Source organism: Marinobacter excellens LAMA 842 (assembly GCF_001574445.1).
Taxonomy (GTDB): domain Bacteria; phylum Pseudomonadota; class Gammaproteobacteria; order Pseudomonadales; family Oleiphilaceae; genus Marinobacter; species Marinobacter shengliensis.
This window is the reverse complement of the sequence record NZ_LOCO01000012.1, coordinates 1-19,395: the sequence shown is the minus strand read 5'-3', so window position 1 is coordinate 19,395 and position 19,395 is coordinate 1. Positions and strand designations below refer to the sequence as shown.

3 protein-coding genes are annotated in these 19,395 nt (G+C 52.9%); 1 reads left to right on the top strand and 2 read right to left on the bottom strand.

From position 1 onward, the window contains the following. The first annotated feature begins 555 nt into the window (after nt 1-555). Nucleotides 556-18,126, top strand: coding sequence for a CARDB domain-containing protein (locus J122_RS11430; RefSeq protein WP_082780573.1), 17,571 nt, complete (start codon nt 556-558; stop codon nt 18,124-18,126). Nucleotides 18,127-18,232: 106 nt separating this feature from the next. On the opposite strand, the gene J122_RS11425 is transcribed toward J122_RS11430, so the two are convergent. Further along, nucleotides 18,233-18,805 (bottom strand): mechanosensitive ion channel domain-containing protein, encoded by a 573-nt coding sequence (locus J122_RS11425; protein WP_082780572.1) that lies wholly within the window; start codon nt 18,803-18,805, stop codon nt 18,233-18,235. Between the two features lie 56 nt (nt 18,806-18,861). Beyond that, nucleotides 18,862-19,311: a M23 family metallopeptidase gene (locus J122_RS24795; protein WP_061332435.1), complete on the bottom strand. Its 450-nt coding sequence runs from the start codon at nt 19,309-19,311 to the stop codon at nt 18,862-18,864. Nucleotides 19,312-19,395: the final 84 nt, after the last annotated feature.

Sequence of the window (19,395 nt, the reverse complement as noted above, 5' to 3'; positions counted from 1 at the left end):
GAAATCCTCTGTCGCCCCCTCTCTAATGCCTGCCTGTCAGGTTGCTCTCTCCTATTTTGCTTTCGTACGCCTCTTTAATAGTCAGGAACTTTGCCGATGAAGTGTCGATCGTTCGTCTTTGCGTTAGTGCTGTTCTCTTTAAGCTTAAGCGGAAGTGTCCTGGCGGATACGTTGGGTAATCTGTCGGTAGTGACGTTGTCGCCTGGGGATGGCAAGGCCGTCATCAAAAAACCATCGGGAAAGCTGTCTGTGGTCGCCATTGGGGAGTCGATAGGCGATACGCCCTACGTTGTTCGGCAAGTCCTCTCGGACAAGTTGCTCGTCAAGGATTCCGGAGAAAGAGGGATGGTTAGTCTAACTTGGCTTCACGTATCCCGGTCGGGTGCTCCTTCGCGGGTGGAGGTCATCCGTGAAGTTGAACCAGAGCCCGCCACATTCTCGGTCCCGGGAAATTCAGAGCGTTAAGGATTGAAAAGGCCGCTCTGGTCTTTTTGTTGTTTATCAAGGGAATTGAGCCCGTCGCGGCTTGGTCAGAAAAACTTGGGGTAGTTTGTTATGCGCTGTCGCCGCCAGGGTTGGGTGTTTTCTTCGCTCGGGAATACGCTGTTCGTTCGAGGTTGTTTGGCTTTGTTGCTCGTTGTTGGGGCGGCACAGGCGCTCGGCGATAGTACGGTTGTTTATGACCCGTTCGATGTGCCACAAGGTGCTTATCAGGCGACCCATGTGGACGATGTTGATAACGTATCTATTATTGAGTTTTCCGGTAATTACGACAAGCTACTCCCCAGTGGTGAAGTCAATGCAGCTGCGCGTGCTGTCGTTGCTCGGGAGTTCTACCGGACCCACGCCGATGACTACGACTTTCTTGTGGTGTTTACCGACTTTGAATTTGAAACCGGTGACGCAACAGCCTTCTATAACCCCGTGCGTAACGATACGCAGGGTATCGGTTTGCCTCAGTTCGATCTATCTTCCATTTACGGCAGTGACGGCAAGCTCCAAGGCTATGTCGATATGGCTGCGTTCAGCCGCTATGAGTGGGATTCGCTAAAGCCAAGTTATGATCGCGGTCTTTTGGTTTTGGCTCACGAGTTTTTTCATCGATGGGGGGTGTTCGTTCGGTTTATCGATGAACAAGGTGAGCTGAATAATAGTCTGCTGGGGCATCAGGATGCGCACTGGAGCTTCAAGGTGCATACCTCTGCGTCCGTGCAGTACGGTCATGATTGGCATGATCATGGCGATGGAAGCTTCAAGGCACATTCGGCCAACCGGTTTTTCAGTTCGATGGATCTCTATCTCATGGGGCTGTACGAGCCGGATGAGGTAGAGCCTTTTTATTATATTGAAAGTGCAGATCGGGCCCGGGAGGAATTATCACAGCCTGGTGTCTCCATCTCTGGCATAGCCAGAGAAGTAACCGTTGACGATATCATTGCCGCAGAGGGGCCTCGCGTCCCGGCTGCGGGCGCGGCGCAAAAGGAATTCAAGTTTGCGTTTGTCTATCTGAAGTCCGCCTCAGCAGAGGTTGACTCGTCAACCTTGCTTGCTCTTAAGCGTTTTCGTGAGAACTTTGTTACCCGTCTTTCGATTCTCACCGGTGGCCGTGCCGTGGCCAATGTCTACCCTCAGGCCAAGCCGCTTGGTGAAGTTGGTGAATCCGCCGTGTTGGAAAGCGGTGAGCTGAGAAGTGGCTCAACCAGTGTGCCTGAAGCGCTGGCGTGGTTGCGGAGTGCTCAATCCAGTGAGGGTTACTGGGAAGACCAGCCGGCCACGCGGCTAAGAGACACTGCCCTTCTGCTAGACACTTTGACGACTTATGACCCCTCTTTTCAGCGAATCAATGAGGCAGAATCCTGGCTCCGTGGCCGGACCGAACTTGATAACGATTCGTTGGCACGCCGTCTTGCGGTCCGTCGCTCCGTACAGGAGAGGCAAGGTGACCTTGATACCCTGCTTGATCGACGGAACGACGATGGTGGCTGGGGGGTCAGAGCCGGCTACGAAAGCGATGTGATGGACACCGCTTTGGTATTGAGGTCCATTGCGCCAAACCTTGGTGGAGCGGTGAAAACCGCCGCAGTCGATTACTTGCTGGCGCATCAGGCCAATGACGGTGGCTGGCCAACCGTTGAAAAGTCGACCAGTCAGGTAACAGTGACCGCCCTGGCTATGGATGCCTTGCGCGCGGCAGGGGTTGGCGGCGAGCCCATTCTGAAGGCTGTTGAGTTTCTCCAGGCGAAGCAACTCCCGGATGGGAGTTTTGGTGTTGGTGCGGGCACCGTCCATGAGACTGCTCACGTTATTCTTTCTCTCTTGCGTGCCGGATATCTTGAGCAAGTAAACGTCGGCCAGGCAGCAGCTTACTTGTCCGGTCAGCAGTCTATTTCTGGCGACTGGAATGGCAGTGTTTACAGCACGGCACTCGCCGTATCGGCTTTGCAGTCCGCAAATTTCGCCAACTGGCTGATTTCCGATGTGCATGCGGAACCCAAAAGCCCTCGTGACGGAGAGCGGGTCAAGTTCACGGTGATTATCGAAAACGATGGGCGAGAGTCCACTGAAACAACCGTTCTTCGTGTTTATAAAGGGGACTCCGCGGATTCGGCCAGTGTTATTTCAGAAGATATCCTGGTGCCGCCGATTCCAGCCCGGAATGCCGTGGCCGTTGATTTCTACTGGGACTCGATGGACAGCCCCGGGGAAAGAGCATTTACCTTTGCGGTCGATCCCGATGATTTAGTTGTTGAACGGAGTGAACTCGATAACTTTACAAGCCTGGTCATTGACGTTCGTGAGGCTGCTGAAGGCATCGACCTGGAATTGAATGATGGTGCGGTGTCAGTAGCCCCGGCATCTCCCTATTATCTGCCATCGGATTTGAGCGTTAGCATTTCAGTGCGGAATGCGGGCACGGAGCAGGCTGATGAGGCTTTGGTGCGCCTCTTCAGGATTGAAGATGGTGCGGAGCCGGTAGCTGTTGGTGACAAGATCGTTACTATCCCGCCTCGCCAGACTTCGGTGGTGAACTTTGTGGACCGGCTGGAGGTGCCCGGTACGACCCGATACCGGGCTGTTGCAGACCCGGAAAATGTCATTGCGGAGGCTGACGAGACCAACAACACTGGAACTGCCAGCGTAACTCCGCGGGCCACCATTGATTTTATCGTGGACGAGACCAGTGTTTCGATGCAGCCACTGACCGCCGTCGTTAATGAAGATGTGGAGTTCACGGTAGTGGTTCGTAATCAGGGGACGCTTCCTGCCCCCCCCAGTACCGTTCGTTACACCTTGGTGAGCGAGGGCCAGGCGCAGATACTCAGAACGAACAACATTGTTCTGGATGCGGCGGAAGCGGTGGTTCAGACGCTGACTTGGCGCGCTGACACGGCAGGCCCCAAACAGCTCATAGTGGAAATGGACCCTGACCAGACAGTCACGGAAACCGACGAAACCAACAACCGTTATGCCTTTCAGTTCGATGCCGAGGTGCTTGAGGGCACCAATGTCGGTGTGCGGTTCTCTGATATCACGGTGTCGCCGAATCCAATGCTGGAAGGCTATGGCGCGACCCTGTCGGCCGAAATCAGAAACAACGGCACAGTCACCGTCAATGGGGTAGTTGTTCGATTCTTTAATGGTAACCCTGCAGATGGCGGCTCGGAAATCGGCACGACTACCATCGGAACGATTGCTGCGGCCGAGCGCGTTGTTGCGTCGGTGGTCTGGAACAAGGTTCCGGATTCCGCTGAAAAACTGATTTACGTGCAGGTTGACCCGGACAATAACATCGACGAGTTCGATGAGGCAGACAATCTGGCATTTCAGAGGTTCAGCGTACAGGCCCTTCCGGATTTCGTCCTGGGCGAAGGCAGTTTGACCGTCAATCCGGCCTTTCCCAAACAGGGGCAAAGTGCCGAGATCCAGGTGGATATCAACAATGCAGGCACCCAGGCGGGTGAAGAGGTTGTTATTAGACTCTACGAGGGCAACCCCCTTGCTGGTGGAAGCCTGATCGACAGTCGCATAGTCCGGAATATTGAGGGGCGGGGGAGTGCGTCCGCGTCTTTCGAGTATCTGTTTGGAGATACCGTCGAGAGTGTTCTTTTGGTGGCTACGGTGAACGAGGATCGGGCTATTCAGGAAAAGGACTACTCCAATAACCAAGCTGAACGCTCTATTACCATCCAGAATAACGATTTCCATGTTTCTGAGCGCTACATCTCGCCGGATGGCGATGGCGTTAAAGACGTATCCCGCTTCTCTTTCCGGCTAGACTCCGCCCGCGACGTTGTGATTGTCGTGGCTAACAGCAATGGTCGGGAAGTGCGGCGTTATTCAGGTGACGAATTGCAGGCAGTTGAATCCGGTTCTGTCGAATGGGATGGCCGCAATGAGTTTGGTGGGATCGTAACTGATGACAAGTACACGCTGAGCGTGATCGATATTAGCGGCGCGACGCTGGGTAATGCCGTGGTTTATGTCGACACCAACCGGTCTTCTCTCCTGAAAGCGGCCAATACCCCTTATGAGCGAATTACAGATCTGCCTTCGCTAATCAGGGGGGATAACTTGCTGAGGACATCGGGTAACTTTGAGTACTCGAATAACGATGAGTTTGCCTTTTTTATGGGGCGGCCCTATGACAGCTCCGATCCCAAGGGCTACGTGACGGGTATCTATCGTTCTACCGTGTATGGCGGTCAACTTACCGCGTTGGTTGACTTCGCTTCTGTGCCGGAGCTTGCATCTACCCAATATGTGGATCAAGGGCCGCTCGTCTCTCCGATGAGCGATACGATAGCTTTCATTACCGGTTCCGACGTTTGGTCCGTTAACGTTGAGGGCGGGCAACTGCGCCATCTTCTCTCTGAGGAAGATTTATCGGTCGATTACGGTGGTGGGACATTCTCTGCCAGTTGGAATCAGACGTTTTACTCCCACGACGGGGTTTGGCTTTACTACTTCAAGCGATTTGATAATCGCCTGGAGCTTGGCCGGGTCAAAGTCGACGGCACCGGGGTAACCGAACGTCTGGCCATTCTGGAGGACTATCGTTCCGTCCGTGAGGTTCGGCGTTCCCCCTCGAGTGATCATTTCTTTGCCATGCTCGACCGGAGAAGCGGTGGGGCCGATCTTGTTCATTTTGGCGAGGATACCGTTGAGATATCTCTGATTGAGGAGTTTGGTTATAACCGACCCTCAGGCACTGCTTTGGCTTGGGCTCCGGATGGGCGAATGTTTGCGGTAGGTGACAGCCGGATGGCTGCGCTTGGATTGTTTGATCCCTCGGGCACCGTCATCGAACGTAAGATGTTTTTTGCGGGTGACCCACGGTTTCAGATTTCGGATGTGCGTTGGAATCCCAACAATCTGGAGCTGGCCTACGAAATCAGTCGCGAAACATACTCTGTGCCCACTGCGATGATGTCAGAAGTGGCGAGTGATGAGCCCTTGGGTTCTGGACTTTGCGATTTTTCAAATTATGAGCCTGTTAGCGGCATATACATCTGGAATACCGTAACGGGCAGTACCAAGCGACCAATTGCGGTAACGGAAATGGCGGCCTGCGATGGCGGCGATGCCGAGTACAGGTTGGCTAGGACGGCTGAAATGCCTGTTGATGTGATTGAGCTCCCTGGGATCGGGTCCGATCTTATGAGCTATTTTACGGATGAGCAGAGCCAATTCTGGCTCTATGACGGCCCTCAGGACTGGGAGTGGTCGCCGGGTGAACGCCGTATCATAGCCAAGGTGAAAAATAACTGGCGAGTCTTTCGGCCAAGTCAGCTAGTGGTAGTGGATATTGAGAACGACGGCGAATTTGAGGAAATCTTCACGGATTGGCCATTTGGCAATGTAAACAACATCGAGATCTCTGCTACCGGGCGACGAATGTTCCTGGATGATGTTGCCTATGAGTCGCTGTTGAATCTGTCACTTGATCTCCGAGCCCTTCGTTCAAGAGCCGCAGGCGGTGTGCAGTTGTCAGGCACGGCCGCTGACTTGAACTTCGATCATTACGAGCTCGATTACTCGCGCAGTGGTGAAAACAGGGAATGGAAATCGGTCAGCCCCGATAGCCTGATTCCCGTTGTTGATCAGGAAATGACGGTGTGGGTTCCACCTGGCCCCGGCTCATACTATGTGAGGCTGACCGGCGTGGATCGGGCCGGGAATGTCAGGCGCAGTATCAAGCGGACATCATGGGGCGATCAGGCAGCATTGACCGATCTCTACCGGGATCCGGGCTATATTTCACCGAACGGCGATGGTGTACAGGATGTCGTCAATGTCCATATGCGTATCCTGCAGCCCGTTAATCTGACGTTGCAGGTGTTCAGCGAGGAAGGGCAACTCGTCCGGACCATCCGTCGTAGCTTTGATCTCATAGGCGCCCAGGAGCAGATAACCTGGGACGGCCGTGATGATTACGGCTCGGTCGTGGCCGACGGTCGATATAGTCTGGAGCTTGGCAAGTACAAGTACTCTGTGGTTGTCGACTCAACGCCACCAGCCATTACCCTGGCCCCCGTTAACGATTTGCTGCGCCAAACCTGTGATAGTTCAAGTCCGTTTTGTAAGCCTTATGTTGCTGTTGATCTGAGTGCAGATTATTCCTTTGAAGAAGAAAATTACTATCGCTTCAGAATTGAGCGCGAACACGATGGAAGCAATTGGCAGGTGGTCGAAGAAGGCGAATTCAACGATAAGGACAAAGAAGGCTCGCTTCAGCTCCGCATTAATGACCTGAATAATCTCGATCTTGCCTATCGAATTGTTGTAGAAGACTTGGCTGGAAACCAATCCGTTAAAAACTTCGATCTCTCACTCAAACGCGATAGGGTTATTCTGAACAGGGCTCTCCCCCACCGTGATGACTACTTTGGGTCTGTCAATCCTATACAGAAATTTCCGAACGTTCCGTTCGCAAATTATGACGCGTTTTCTTCAGAGCCGAGCACGGTCAAATTCAGTTTGTCGCGCTTTAGAATAGTTGAAAGTGTGCAGGCTCCAATCGAGTCAGTCTCCCTTCTTTATCGAGAGCAGGGCCAGGATCATACCCAATGGAAAGAGCTACTAATACGGGACTTCGGAGCCTTTGTTTGTCCGGGGTTAGGGGCCTATTGCGCTGAGGATAAGGTATTTATCAAATGGGAGAGAACTGAGAATCAGTTCACTTTCCTGGTGGATCTCGGACAGCTGAACGAGGCATCGACCTACGAGCTGAAGGTGAAAGTGGTCGATCAGAATGGCGAGGCTCTAACAACGAATGGCCTTATTCTAACTCAAATTTCGAATTTCAGAATCGACAAAATTATCGGCTGGGGTGATCAAAGCTATCGAATTGAAACGGAGGTAGAGGAAGCTCCTTTTGAAATTGTTGATGACTTCATCCGTGTTTCAAGCGCAGGCGATCCCAGATTTATCAATAAAACTAGCCTCAAAATTTCGGAAAAGAAAGTCCGAACCCTTGATCCGACGAATCCGCTTGAAGTCACCCGTGGATTTTTTATTGATGATGTAATTCCTTGCACCGAGTACGTGTTCGAGTACGTGCTCGTGGATGAGTTTGGAAATGAGGCGGTCAGTGAGTTATTTCCCGCCACACTTGGTTGTACTGAGGTGCATTACAGAGTGAGCCCGGCACCAGTTGAGGAATGTGGCGTTGAACCGACGCGGGAGCTGCAACTTTCCGCAGGCATATATAAGCCGGAAAACAGCCCAGGAACGCCAGGCGTGTATCGAGTGCTTGTGTGGGAAATGTTTGAGGATGGGGCAGATGCCCCCAAAACACTGTTCACCAAAAACAATCCTGAGCTTGGTAAGTCTTATGCGTTCACTCTGGACACCTCCCCACTTGAGGAGGGCGTGCGCGACGTCAGAATCCGTGCGGTAAAAGATTCCGGTGAAGAAATCTCTGAAAGAATCAGGCTGCCTATTGATCACACACCGCCTGAGGTAGCAATTCTTGCGCCAGAGCCGGACGGTAAGGTCTGCGCAATTGCTTTCGAGACGCCAAATGGGCAAATGTTGAATGGAGCGCTTATCAATGCAGATATTCTTGATGTTCGCGGGTCTGCATTTGAGTACCAGATGACCTACCAAACTGACGCTGGGGAGGCTTCATCGCCGGGAGGATTTTCCCTTGCTCCGTCTGCTGATATGGACCTCAATGTTCCGATCATCACCAATGACCCGGAATTATTGAAGCAGCTGGAAAAGCGTGGGTCTAGCGATAAAGCTCTCCGTTTCGCCGAGTCAGGCCACCCTGCGTTCTCGGTTCCGGCTCGACGAACCTTGTCCGGTAGCCTTAAGGCACTGGGCGACGTCGGTTTGATCGCCTTGAATGACACACGTAATGTGAGTTTCGAAGTTGCTGTCACAGACTTTGGCGGATACAAGCAGTGTGTAACGCAAAGCTTCTACCTTGACGCCTCCGTTGAGGGTTACAAGGCAAACTCCCGAACCAATATCATTTCTCCCAACGGGGATGGGAATCTTGACCAGGCAGTCATCGACCTCTCGCTGGATGAAGACGTATCAGTCTCACTCTCGATCCATGAAGCCGTTTTTGATAGCAGGAGTGGTCGATATACGCCGGTTCAGGAACCGTTGTTCGCGGTCTATCAAGATCTGCAATATGGCGCCGGAGAATTCGCCCTGGAGTGGGACGGAACCGATGGCTCGACTGTGATCAATGATGGGCACTATTTCATGGCGCTTGAAGTGCGCGATGCCTGTGGAAACACCGAGAACGAGGCGTTTTTGGTTGAGGTTGACTCAACTCCCCCGGTCGCAATTATTGGTTACCCTCAGACCGGTAATCCCGTGTCACTCAGTACTGAAATTATTGCCAGCGTATCTGACGTAAATTTGACCTCCTACCGCCTGGAATATCAGATCGCAGGGGACGAAACCTGGGCTTTTATTGCCGATGGGCGGACTAATGTGCTCGAGAGTCTGATCGCTACTTGGAACACCTTTGGTCTTCAAGGCGAAGTCAGCCTCAGGCTGGTCGCTAAGGATAGGGCTGGCAATGAGGCTGTGACGGTTCATAGTCTCAATATCGATGAGCGAACAAATTTGTTGTCCTATGTGGACCTCAGTTCTTTGTATATCTCTCCCAATGGAGATTCGGTACTCGATAACGTCCGGCTTAATGTCGGGACATTGGAGCCTGTTACGATTGATCTGAACCTGAAGTCGCCTACCGGAGCGCTTATTACAACATTGGCTTCGGGCGATGAGAGTGATGCCGGTGAGTACAGTTTTTCCTGGAATGGTCAGTCTGAAGGCAATGTGATGCCTGACGGTACGTACCAACTTGAAGTTGTCGCCCGTTCACGGGAATTTCCGGGCCTGCAGCAGACTGAGAGCGTCACTGTTATCGTGGATACGCTCGCACCGGAGTTGGTTATTCGAGGCATAGAAAATGGCTTTGCCCAAGCCAGTATTACGGCGACCATCAGCGATCTGCACTTGGATAGCTACATTTATTACAAGGCTGATGACCCCGACGCTCCCGACTGGACGGAGATGGCGATGGGTGATGAGCCTGAAGTAAATCGGCTGCTTGAGCCGCTCTCAAAAGATACCTCCGGGGAAGGCGAGTACGGATTGCGGCTGGTTGCTCGTGACCTTGCCGGAAATAGATCTGAGGTTGTGCTCCCTTATATCGTTGATTTCACACCACCTCATGTGGCAATAGATGCGCCCGTGGCGAATGCGGTTACCGGCGATCTATTAGGTACCCTGCAAGTGATCGGCGTTGTCGAGGATCTGTATTTTGCCGAGTATTCCGTATGGTTCCTTAGCCAGGATGGCGCTCAGGAACTTGAGCTTCTCAAAGCGTCTTCATTGCCCGCTACGGAAACCCTGGCGGAGGTGAGCGTAGAAGGGTTTGCCGAGGGTCCGGGTTTGCTGGTTGTTGAAGCACGAGACTCCTCAGGCCAGGTGACCAGGAAAGAGGTGCCAATTGTGGTCGACAATACGGCGCCTGAGGTGCAGTTATCCCAGCCGGCCGAAGGTGGCTACGTAACCGGTCCTCAACCCGTCTCTGGTTCTGTTCAGGATGATAGCCTGGAGAGTTATGTTGTCGAGATAGCTTCGGGGCATGATGCTGCGAATGATTCGGCCTGGACCAACCTGGTGCAAGGTACCCGCGAGGTGGTTTCAGGAAATCTGGCTTACTTGTCGGACCTGCCTGAGGATGGCAATTACTCCGTTCGTCTGAGTGCGGTGGATGCGGTCGGGCACGAGACTGATAAGCTGGTAAACATAGTCGTTGACACGACGCCTCCTGAAGTTCCGACACTGGTGTCTCTTGAAGCCGAGAAAGAACAAGGTGTGCACGTCACGTGGGAGCCGGTCGGAGATGCTGATCTTGCTGGGTATATCGTCCAGCGGGGTGGTCGTCGACAGAACGCCGATCTTATAGAAGATACCGTGTTCTTAGACCCGTTGGCTGCTGAAGGAACTTATGAGTACCGGATCGTCGCTGTGGATCTGGCTGGAAATCAGAGTGAGCCATCCGAGTCAAAGGTGATCCGGGTAGACTGGACGCCACCCACTGTGGCTCTGAGCAATCCCATATCAAACAGTGTAATCAGTGGACTCATTAATGTTCGCGGTACAGCCTTCAGTGAAGACGATTTCGCTGAGTATGAGCTTGCGGTTGGCGTTGGTTCGGATCCTCAGACTTGGCAAACCATTGCACGCTCTCCTTTGTCACTGCAAAGCTCGGAATTGGCGCAGTGGGATACACTGGAAATGGCTGACGGAGATGAGTACATCCTCCGACTGACAGCCACTGATCTCTCTGGAAATGTTAACGCAACCAGCGTTCTGCTGGAAATTGACAACACCGCACCGGCTGCTCCGACGGGACTGGTGGCAACAGCCGTCGGCAACGATGTTGAGTTGTCGTGGGACGCGAACAGTGAAACCGACTTCGCAGGTTACTATCTGTTCTCCGGTGGTCGTCTCGCGAATGCCGATCTCGCCGTAATTGGAGATATGTCTCCTTATCTCCTCGGAGACACGGGCTACCTAGATGAGCAGAAGCCGGATGGAACCTATCAGTACTATGTATACGCCGCCGATGCTGCTGGCAATGTGAGCGAATCCTCCGAGCCAGCGGAAGTGACTATTGAAACGCAGCCGCCTCATGTTGAGTTCGAGCGCCCGGTGAATTCAGAGCAGTTTGAAAATACTCTGACGATACTGGCTGATGCTCTTGATAACGATGTTTCTGTGGTCAATTTCGTGTACCGAGCTACGGGAGCACCGGAATGGGTGGCTCTTCAATCTGTCAACGGCAATGGGCCCTACAGCTTAAGCGTTGACGCGACATTGTTCCCCTATGGCGATTACGAACTCAGCGCTGTGGCAACCGATGTACACGGTAACATTGATCCAGACCCTGAGGTCGTTGCCATCTCCAAGGTTGACCTTACTCGGCCAGATAAAGTGGTTGATTTGTTGGCCACTGTTGACGGTGCGCAGGTGAAGCTCTCTTGGGCAGAAAACTCGGACATTGATCTGGCGGGTTATTTTGTAAAGCGGACTGATGAATCCGGGAATGCCAGTCTCCTCAACGGGCAGCCTCTATCAGAAACGACGTTCACCGATGAGAATGTTGATGACGGGCAGTATCAATATGTCGTTTATGCAGTCGATATGGCTGGTAATGAGTCTGAGGCATCGGAAATCGCCAACGGTTGGGTCTACACACCATACCTGACGCCAATCTATACGCCCACAACAGCCTCAAGTGTCATGGTAAGCGGAAACGCCCCGTCAACTGTTTCCGGGACAGCTGAGCTTTCTGTCCAGAATCTTCTCGGTACGCAGACGGGCGAATCGATACGGCTGAGCGAAGAGGGCGCATTTGCATGGTCTGAAGTTGCCGTTCAACCGGGCGAAAACGTTCTTGAAGTTCGGGTAGCCGATGATGTCGGCAACCGTAGCAAGGCTGCGTCGCTAACCTTAATTCGAGGTGAAGCCCCGGCGGCGCCCCGGAACCTCCTGGCATCCGCCCAAGACAGTGAGGTGAATCTGACCTGGGATGCGAACGCTGAACCCGATATCTTGGGTTATCTCCCTTACAGACAAGATGGTGCTTTGGTCGATGAGACTCTTGTATCTATTGTATCTGCGGAGGGAGATGCAACATCGAGCTATTATGCAGCGTACAAAGCTATTGATGGAGATACGTACAGCTATTTCAGGCCTCGTGCGGTGGGAACAGATTATGGCACCCTGACCCTTGTTTTGTCGGAGCCATCTCTTGTGTCTCGAGTTGAAATCGAGAATGGTTATGGAGCCAGCTACCAACCAAAAGACTTCAATATTGAGGTATGGACTGGAAGCTCGTGGCTGCCCGTGTTGTCGGTCGCCGATGGGCAGCGCGTGGGAGACGTTGGTGACGGTGATGAGCCCTCTATTGGGGAATTAAACCTCAGGCTTGAGCGGCCTTATCTGACTGACCGTTTGCGAATGGTGTTCACCGACCAATGTGATTGGTCATGCCGTATTGGGGAGTTCAGGGCGTACCTTCAGCCTGTGCTTGAATCGACTTCCTTTACTGCATCCAATCAAGGTAATGGTTTTGAGAGCTATACGGTTACTGCGATCAACCGCTTGGGAATGGAGAGTAACCCGTCGGATCCTGCTGAAACAGCCGTTGGCGATGTGCTTCCGCCCGAGCCCGTTAATCTGCGTGGAGAGATTGTCAACGAGCACGATGCAGACTTGCGCTGGGAGCCAAGCAGTTCCGCCGATGCGACGAACTATCGGGTGTATCGTAATGGAGAGCTCGTGGGCATTCGGGGAGCTACTGCTACAAGCTATGTAGATGGAAGCCTGAAAAATGGTGTTTACATCTATCATGTCGTCGTCGAGGATGCAGCTGGCAATCTATCGCCGGCCTCGAACAAAGTTTCACTGACCGTTGCGGCCTCGGTTGAGTCCAGGCCTGAGAACCTGGTAATTACACCAATCCCTGAGGGTGAAGCTCTCAATGTGGCTTGGGAGCATGCGAATCCAGATCCTATTGTGTTCAGGGTAAATCGCGCCGATTCGGTTTCAGGGGTGTTCTCTGTAGTGGCCGAAACGACCAGTCGTGGGATTCTTGAGGACGGGCTCACCAACGGCCAGGACTATTTCTACCGCATAACTGTCGTTGATGAATATGGTAACGAGAGTCTACCTTCTGACACAGTCAAAGGGGTTCCGCAAGATGTTGTGGCACCCGAGCCTCCCCTTCTGCTCTCGCCAGCGAAAGCCGGACAAGTTCGAGTAGTTGACGATCAGGCCGTTTCTGTTATCGGTTTCACCGAACCTGGCGCGAGGGTGGCAGCTTTCTTCGATGGGAATATGTCGATCCCGGCGATTGCGAATTCTCAAACGGTTCAGGTTTCTTTTCCTTTCAGCGCCGTTGCTGGCAGCGTTGTTTCTCCTGACGGCACGAGAATGATCGCCGCCAACTATTCTGGCTATTCCGTTGTTGATCTTCAGGACCAGGCCTCGTGGACCGATAATGTTGAACTGAGGAGCATGGCTTGGATTAATAATGAGATGGCCGTGGCGATCGGGTATCAATCTGGCATCGGATATCGGTTGCTCATGATTGATGCGGTGAGAGCAACCGGAACTTTTGTGGATTTGCCCGGCTATGACAACTATCACGTCCAGTGGATGGAGATCTCGCCAGCGCGCAACAAATGGGTTCTTCTGGTCACTTCGTACGACTCCGCCAATCCGTCGGGAATTTGGGTGGTTGATCCTGATAGTTTCAATGTTGATAGGATTCTACCCTTGGAAAATTGGGGCTATGTCGAAGGCTCAATGACCCTGAGACCGGATGGCTCAGAATTGATCTGGCAGGATTCGAACAGGCGCCAGATTGGTCGGTTCAATTTGGACTCGGGAGAGCGGACATGGCTTGCCGAAGAGGCCGCTTATAATTCCAATAGTATTGCGTGGAGTCCAGAGGGCAATGCCTTCGTATTTCTGGAGAGGAGTGGCGGCGCAGCTATTTTTGATCTTGGAACGGGCACCAAAGCGCCGCTCTCGTTGGGTACAATTAGCTCTACCCGGTCAGTCTATTGGGCCCAGGAAGAGCGGATAGTCATCGGCGCCTCCTATGACGTTTACGAATATGATTTAAGCAGCTCAAGTATAGAGAAGTTATATACCGCAGTATTTTATAACGATAGACCGGAAAAGATATTTTGGTCCGAAGAGCAAGGGGTTCTGAGTATCGGCACGAGAAGTTCGGCGTATATTGTGGAACCCGCCGGCCGCTTCGAAACCTTTGAAAGCGAACTCCGAGACGGTGCCAATCAGCTCTTCGCAATCGCCCAGGATGATTCGGGAAATGAGAGCGAGCCCACCGAAATTGCTACTCTTATATATCGCCTCGCTGACAATCCGGACCTCGCCGTTGAGCTGGTTATTAATCCGAACGTGCCGATTGCTGGGAGCAGTGTAGAGCTGGAGGTTCGCATCTCCAACCTTGGGGAATTAGCCGCGCCAGACTCGACATCAAGTGTCAGCGTAATAGGTCCTGATGGCGACGTAACATCATTGTGGAACCGCCGAGCCATACCACCGCTAGCCGCCGGAGCATCGATCACCTACTCGATACAATGGCAGGTTCCCGGTTTAGCCGGTATGTATAACGTGATTACCACAGTTGATGATGACCAGGTAATAAAAGAAGTCGGTAAAGCGAACAACTCGGCAATTAGATCCGTAAACGTCGTGAGTGACGGTGGCGTAAAAGTCAGGGTGAGCTCTGACCGTGATACCTACGGAAGCCGTCAAGATCTCATGGGGTCTGTCGAAATAGTCAATCCGAGCCAGGCGCTGGAAGCGAAGCTGTCGGTCTGGATAGAGGATGACAGCGGTTATGAGGTCGACCGCCTGCTCAGTCAGGCGAGTTATCCCCTGCTGGCGAGCAGTGTCAATCATGAGGCTGTGGCTTGGAATACTGGAGCCATTTTTGCGGGTGGATACTCGCTAGTCGCTCAGATAAGTGGGTCGGACGCCAGTGTGCTTTCCGAATCGAGATTCGCGTTTGCTATTGAGCCTGAGGTCAACCCTGTGCTGGCCGTACGGTCGAATCAGGTCAGTTATGGCCCGAATGAGAACGTCGCCGTAACCACGTTTGTTGCAAACGAAGAGGCAAATAGTTCGTTGAGAGATCTGGAGTTGGTTGTCCGGATCATTAACGAGCTGGATCAGACTCTCTTTGAGGAGCGCGTCGGCATCTCTGAACTCAATCCGTCGGATGTGCAGTCTAAATCGATGGTCTGGAACACGGCTAATATCGCCCCAGGGGAACTCTCAATACAGTCCGAGTTGTTAGATATCGCCGGTGAAACTCTCGCCTCAGCGACAAACCAGGTTTCTATTAAAGCCGGGGCTCCCGTATTGCCGGCAACGTTGAACGTCGTCAGCGGCGCACCCGTGGGCCGTATCATAACCCCAGAGTTTTCGGTCTCCAACGCGGGCAATAGTACCGTGTCCGATCTTGAATTGGTGGTGTCTATAGTCGGGCTTGATGATGGTCGCCTGATTTCATCGGAAAGGTTCGACGCTGAGCTTGAGAGAGCAGAGACGTTCGAAGGGCAGGCAACTTTTCAGACCGGAGATCTGCCGTTGGGGCAGTATCGTGTTCTCCTCACCGCAGGCTACCAACACGAGGGGGTTTTTCAGTCTGAGGTACTCGCGACGAGAGCGGTAAGGCTATTCGATGCAGACGCCCCAAACGTGACCATTCTCAGCCCAGCATCCGGCAGTGTTATTAACGCCTATTCCGCAAAGGTTGCAGTTTCTGTTGAAGACAATCTGTCGGGTGTGAAATCCGTCGAAGCCCAAGTGGATGGCGGAGCTTGGACCGAATTGCCACCTGCGATGGTGAATTACTATGTGGATCTGATGGCACTGTCAGAGGGTGCGCATAGTGTGGCGGTTCGTGCGTCGGATCTGGCTGGCAACGTCTCTGTGCCAGTTTCGGTAGATTTCACGATCGATAACCAGGTTCCAGGTATCCTGATTGAGGGTGTTGAGCCAGGAGGTTACTACCCGACTGGGGTTTCTCCTGTGGTTCTCTTTGATGACGCCTCCGTCACACGCGTTGAGCTTAATGGCGAGATGTTCTTGTCCGGCTCTGTAGTTGATCTGGAGGGAGCATATCGTCTTTTTGCTTATGCGGAAGATGCGGCAGGTAATTCCGCCCGGGATTCGGTCGAGTTTGTCATCGATAAAACGCGACCAGAAATCGCTATAACGGGGGTGTCGGATGCCGAGCTTTATGCTGAACCGGTAATCATTAACATCGCGGTGACTGACGCCAACCTGGATTCAGCTGAAACTCTGTTGAACGAAATGCCGTATCGAAGTGGCGACGAAATTTCGAAGAGTGGTGAGTATTCGCTTGTTGTGATTGCAACAGATAAGGCAGGGAATTCGACCAGAGAGACTCGCGTATTCGAGATAGACACCGTAGCACCAGAGAAGCCAGAGGTTACTAACCTCAGCGATGGGGATATTGTCAGCGAAAACAAAGTTGCCGTCTTGGGTAGTGCTGAGCCACAAAGCGTCATCGACCTGAGTGTTGGCGATGCAGTGCACACGACGATCGCGGACGATACCGGTGCCTTCGGGTTTGCGGAGTTGCCCTTGGAGGATGGTATCCATGGACTAACGCTGACTGCCACGGATAGAGCAGGGAACGTGAGCGAAAAGACTCAGTTAACGATCACTGTTCGAGGGAAAACCCAGCTCGACCTTCGAGGCAAGATTACGGCCCGATCACATGTGCTTGTCTGGATTCCGGAACATCCAGGCAAGGGTAAAGGCAAGGGTTGGCACGCAAAAGGAAACGAGTTTGACAATCTCATTGAGCTGATCGGCAGTGCTTATGATCAGAACGGAACGGATTACCAAGTCGTTCGGAACGAGTCTGACTTTGTGACAGCGCTTAGGTCGCAACGTTTTAACGTTCTTTTGATCGGGAGCCTCAAGCCTGCATTGGGGCACCCACTGAAGATGTCTTATTCCACGGAACTTGAAATTCGGGGTGTTGTGGGTGCCGGCACGGGACTTGTTTGGATCAACAATCACACGAACCTGTTTGAATTGTGGCACGACGTTATCGGTGCGAGGTCTTTCGGCGCGTTGCCACATGTCCAAAATATCCACTTGGATGATGGGCCTGCTACCAGTGCTGGAGTATGGGAATACGAAGGCCGTCATGGTGTGCGAGTGATAATGACGGGTGGTATCGGTGTGGGCCAGCTTGAAGTGGAGTGCAAACCACACTGGCACCTCTGGAAATACTATGCCGACTGTGATGGTCGGTGGTGGCAACACGATGATGAGCACAAGAACCCGGCCCTGGTAATCAACAAGTACGGTGCTGGTAGCGTGGCGATGTTTACCTTTAACCCAGGTGAGCTGGCAGAACCTGAGCATGCGCGCTCAATGGTTAGCGAAGTGACAAACTACGCGACACCGTTGGCTGGCCGACTCTTCGATGAAGGGATAGTCGACATCGAATGGACAATCAGCGGCACAGAACATGGTCAGAATCTGGCCATATTGCAGACGTTGTCTGATCAACTAGAGATTGTGAGTGTTCAAGGTGGTGAAATGATTGATCCGAACACTGCGCATTGGTCTCGAACCGCGCTGTCCTCCGATGTTGCGATTACCTCCCAGATACGGCTAAGCGAAGAGAATGCCGAAGGAGCTGTGAACTTGGCCGTATACGATGGAACGGTTGGAGCGGGAACCCTACTGGCTGAAGCAACTCTGGTTGTTGCTGGTCAACAGAGTAGGTCGGAAATGGAATTCAGCTACATGGAGTCCATTGAGTCCATTGATTACTCTGTTTTGGAGTATTGGCCCGTCCACAAAGCTTTGATCTATGCGCAATCAGCGCTATCACGTGACTTGAGCACACGTTCTCAGTTGGAGTGGGCTATTGGGGATGTGAAAAAATCGATCGCATGGTTGAGTCACGTGGAACGTCAGAAGGTTGGTCATGCAATAGTGTCGGGTGGTCAATTACTGCAGTATTATCAGTCGCTTTGGTATCAGACGAAGCCCTGATTCTGTTTGGCTGGCAGCGGCAGGGTGGTTTTCCTGTTGTTGCCAGCGTATGTTTGCCTTCGGGTTAGTTAACGTTTCGGTCGGTGTTTCGAATAGAAAGGGTTCATTAGAGACTGATAAGGCTCTTCGGTCCTTGCCGTTGCAGCCTTAAGCCGCCCTCATTGGTGACTGGCTCCGATACAAACAACGCATTGGGCAACACGATCATGCGCCCGGTGCGTTGATGGCTGGCCTTGCCGGGCCCAACTTCCAGCAGTGTGGTGGTCAGCAGGGTCTGGTCGATCACATCACCCCGAAAATCCTTTACCTGAATACGATCGCCAATGCTGAATGAGCCGGCACCGCCTTTGAGAATGGAGCCGGACACACAAAGAATCAGTTCCTTGGTGGCCACCACAAACGCTACCGCGATGGCGACGATCGACAGCGCCAGGGAACGAAGCTGCTCGCCCCAGATAAAGACCAGGCCGAACACCGACAGTAACACCAGTGCATTTCGGGAATTGACCAAGAGCCGACCACGCAGTTCAGATGACGCCACGTTGCGCCGGATAACCCCTGCGATGACAACCCTCAGGGCAATCACACCAAGGATCAGGAGCGTGGTGCTGATCAGCAGTGGTAAGGCCGACTCCGGCAGGCTGAGGTTGTCTGGAAACCAGGCCAGGCTCTCGGGCATAGCTAGTATCCCTGGGCTATAAGCGGTTGATGGTTACCCGTGCTGAATGGTCGGGTTCAGTCAAACGAAACCCGAGCACCCGCCAACATCAGATTCGAACGACTACCCGCCCGCTCCATAACAGCGAGTTTGTAGGAAGCGTCCTCTTTGAACGCTTTGGCGTGTTCACTGGGGATGTCCGCTGCGGTAGGTATATCTGCCTTCAGAGGATTCACCGGCCGTCCATTCACATGCAGTTCAAAATGCAGGTGAGGGCCGGTGCTGCGCCCGGTGTTGCCAGACAGCGCAATTCTCTCACCCCGCTGAATGGACTGTCCTTTCTTGACCAGAATCCTGTGCAGATGCAGGTAGCGGGTTTTGTAAGCGTTGCCGTGGTCGATGTCGATGTACTTGCCTGCGAAAGGATGGTTACCTACGCGCTGCACAATGCCATCGCCGGTACTGAAAATGGGGGTGCCAACGGGGGTGGCCAGATCAACGCCGTTGTGCGGGGCCCCCTCTGTCAAGGTAGTTGGAACCCCACCCGATGTTAGACTCTCTAAATGAAGTGGGGCGAGACAGAGGTTTTTATGAAGTATTCACCGGAACGC

What these genes read in the sequence shown, in the direction of transcription:
- J122_RS11430 (WP_082780573.1), top strand. Translation starts at nt 556, where the DNA reads ATGCGCTGTCGCCGCCAGGGTTGGGTGTTTTCTTCGCTCGGGAATACG.
- J122_RS11425 (WP_082780572.1), bottom strand. Translation starts at nt 18,805, where the DNA reads ATGCCCGAGAGCCTGGCCTGGTTTCCAGACAACCTCAGCCTGCCGGAG.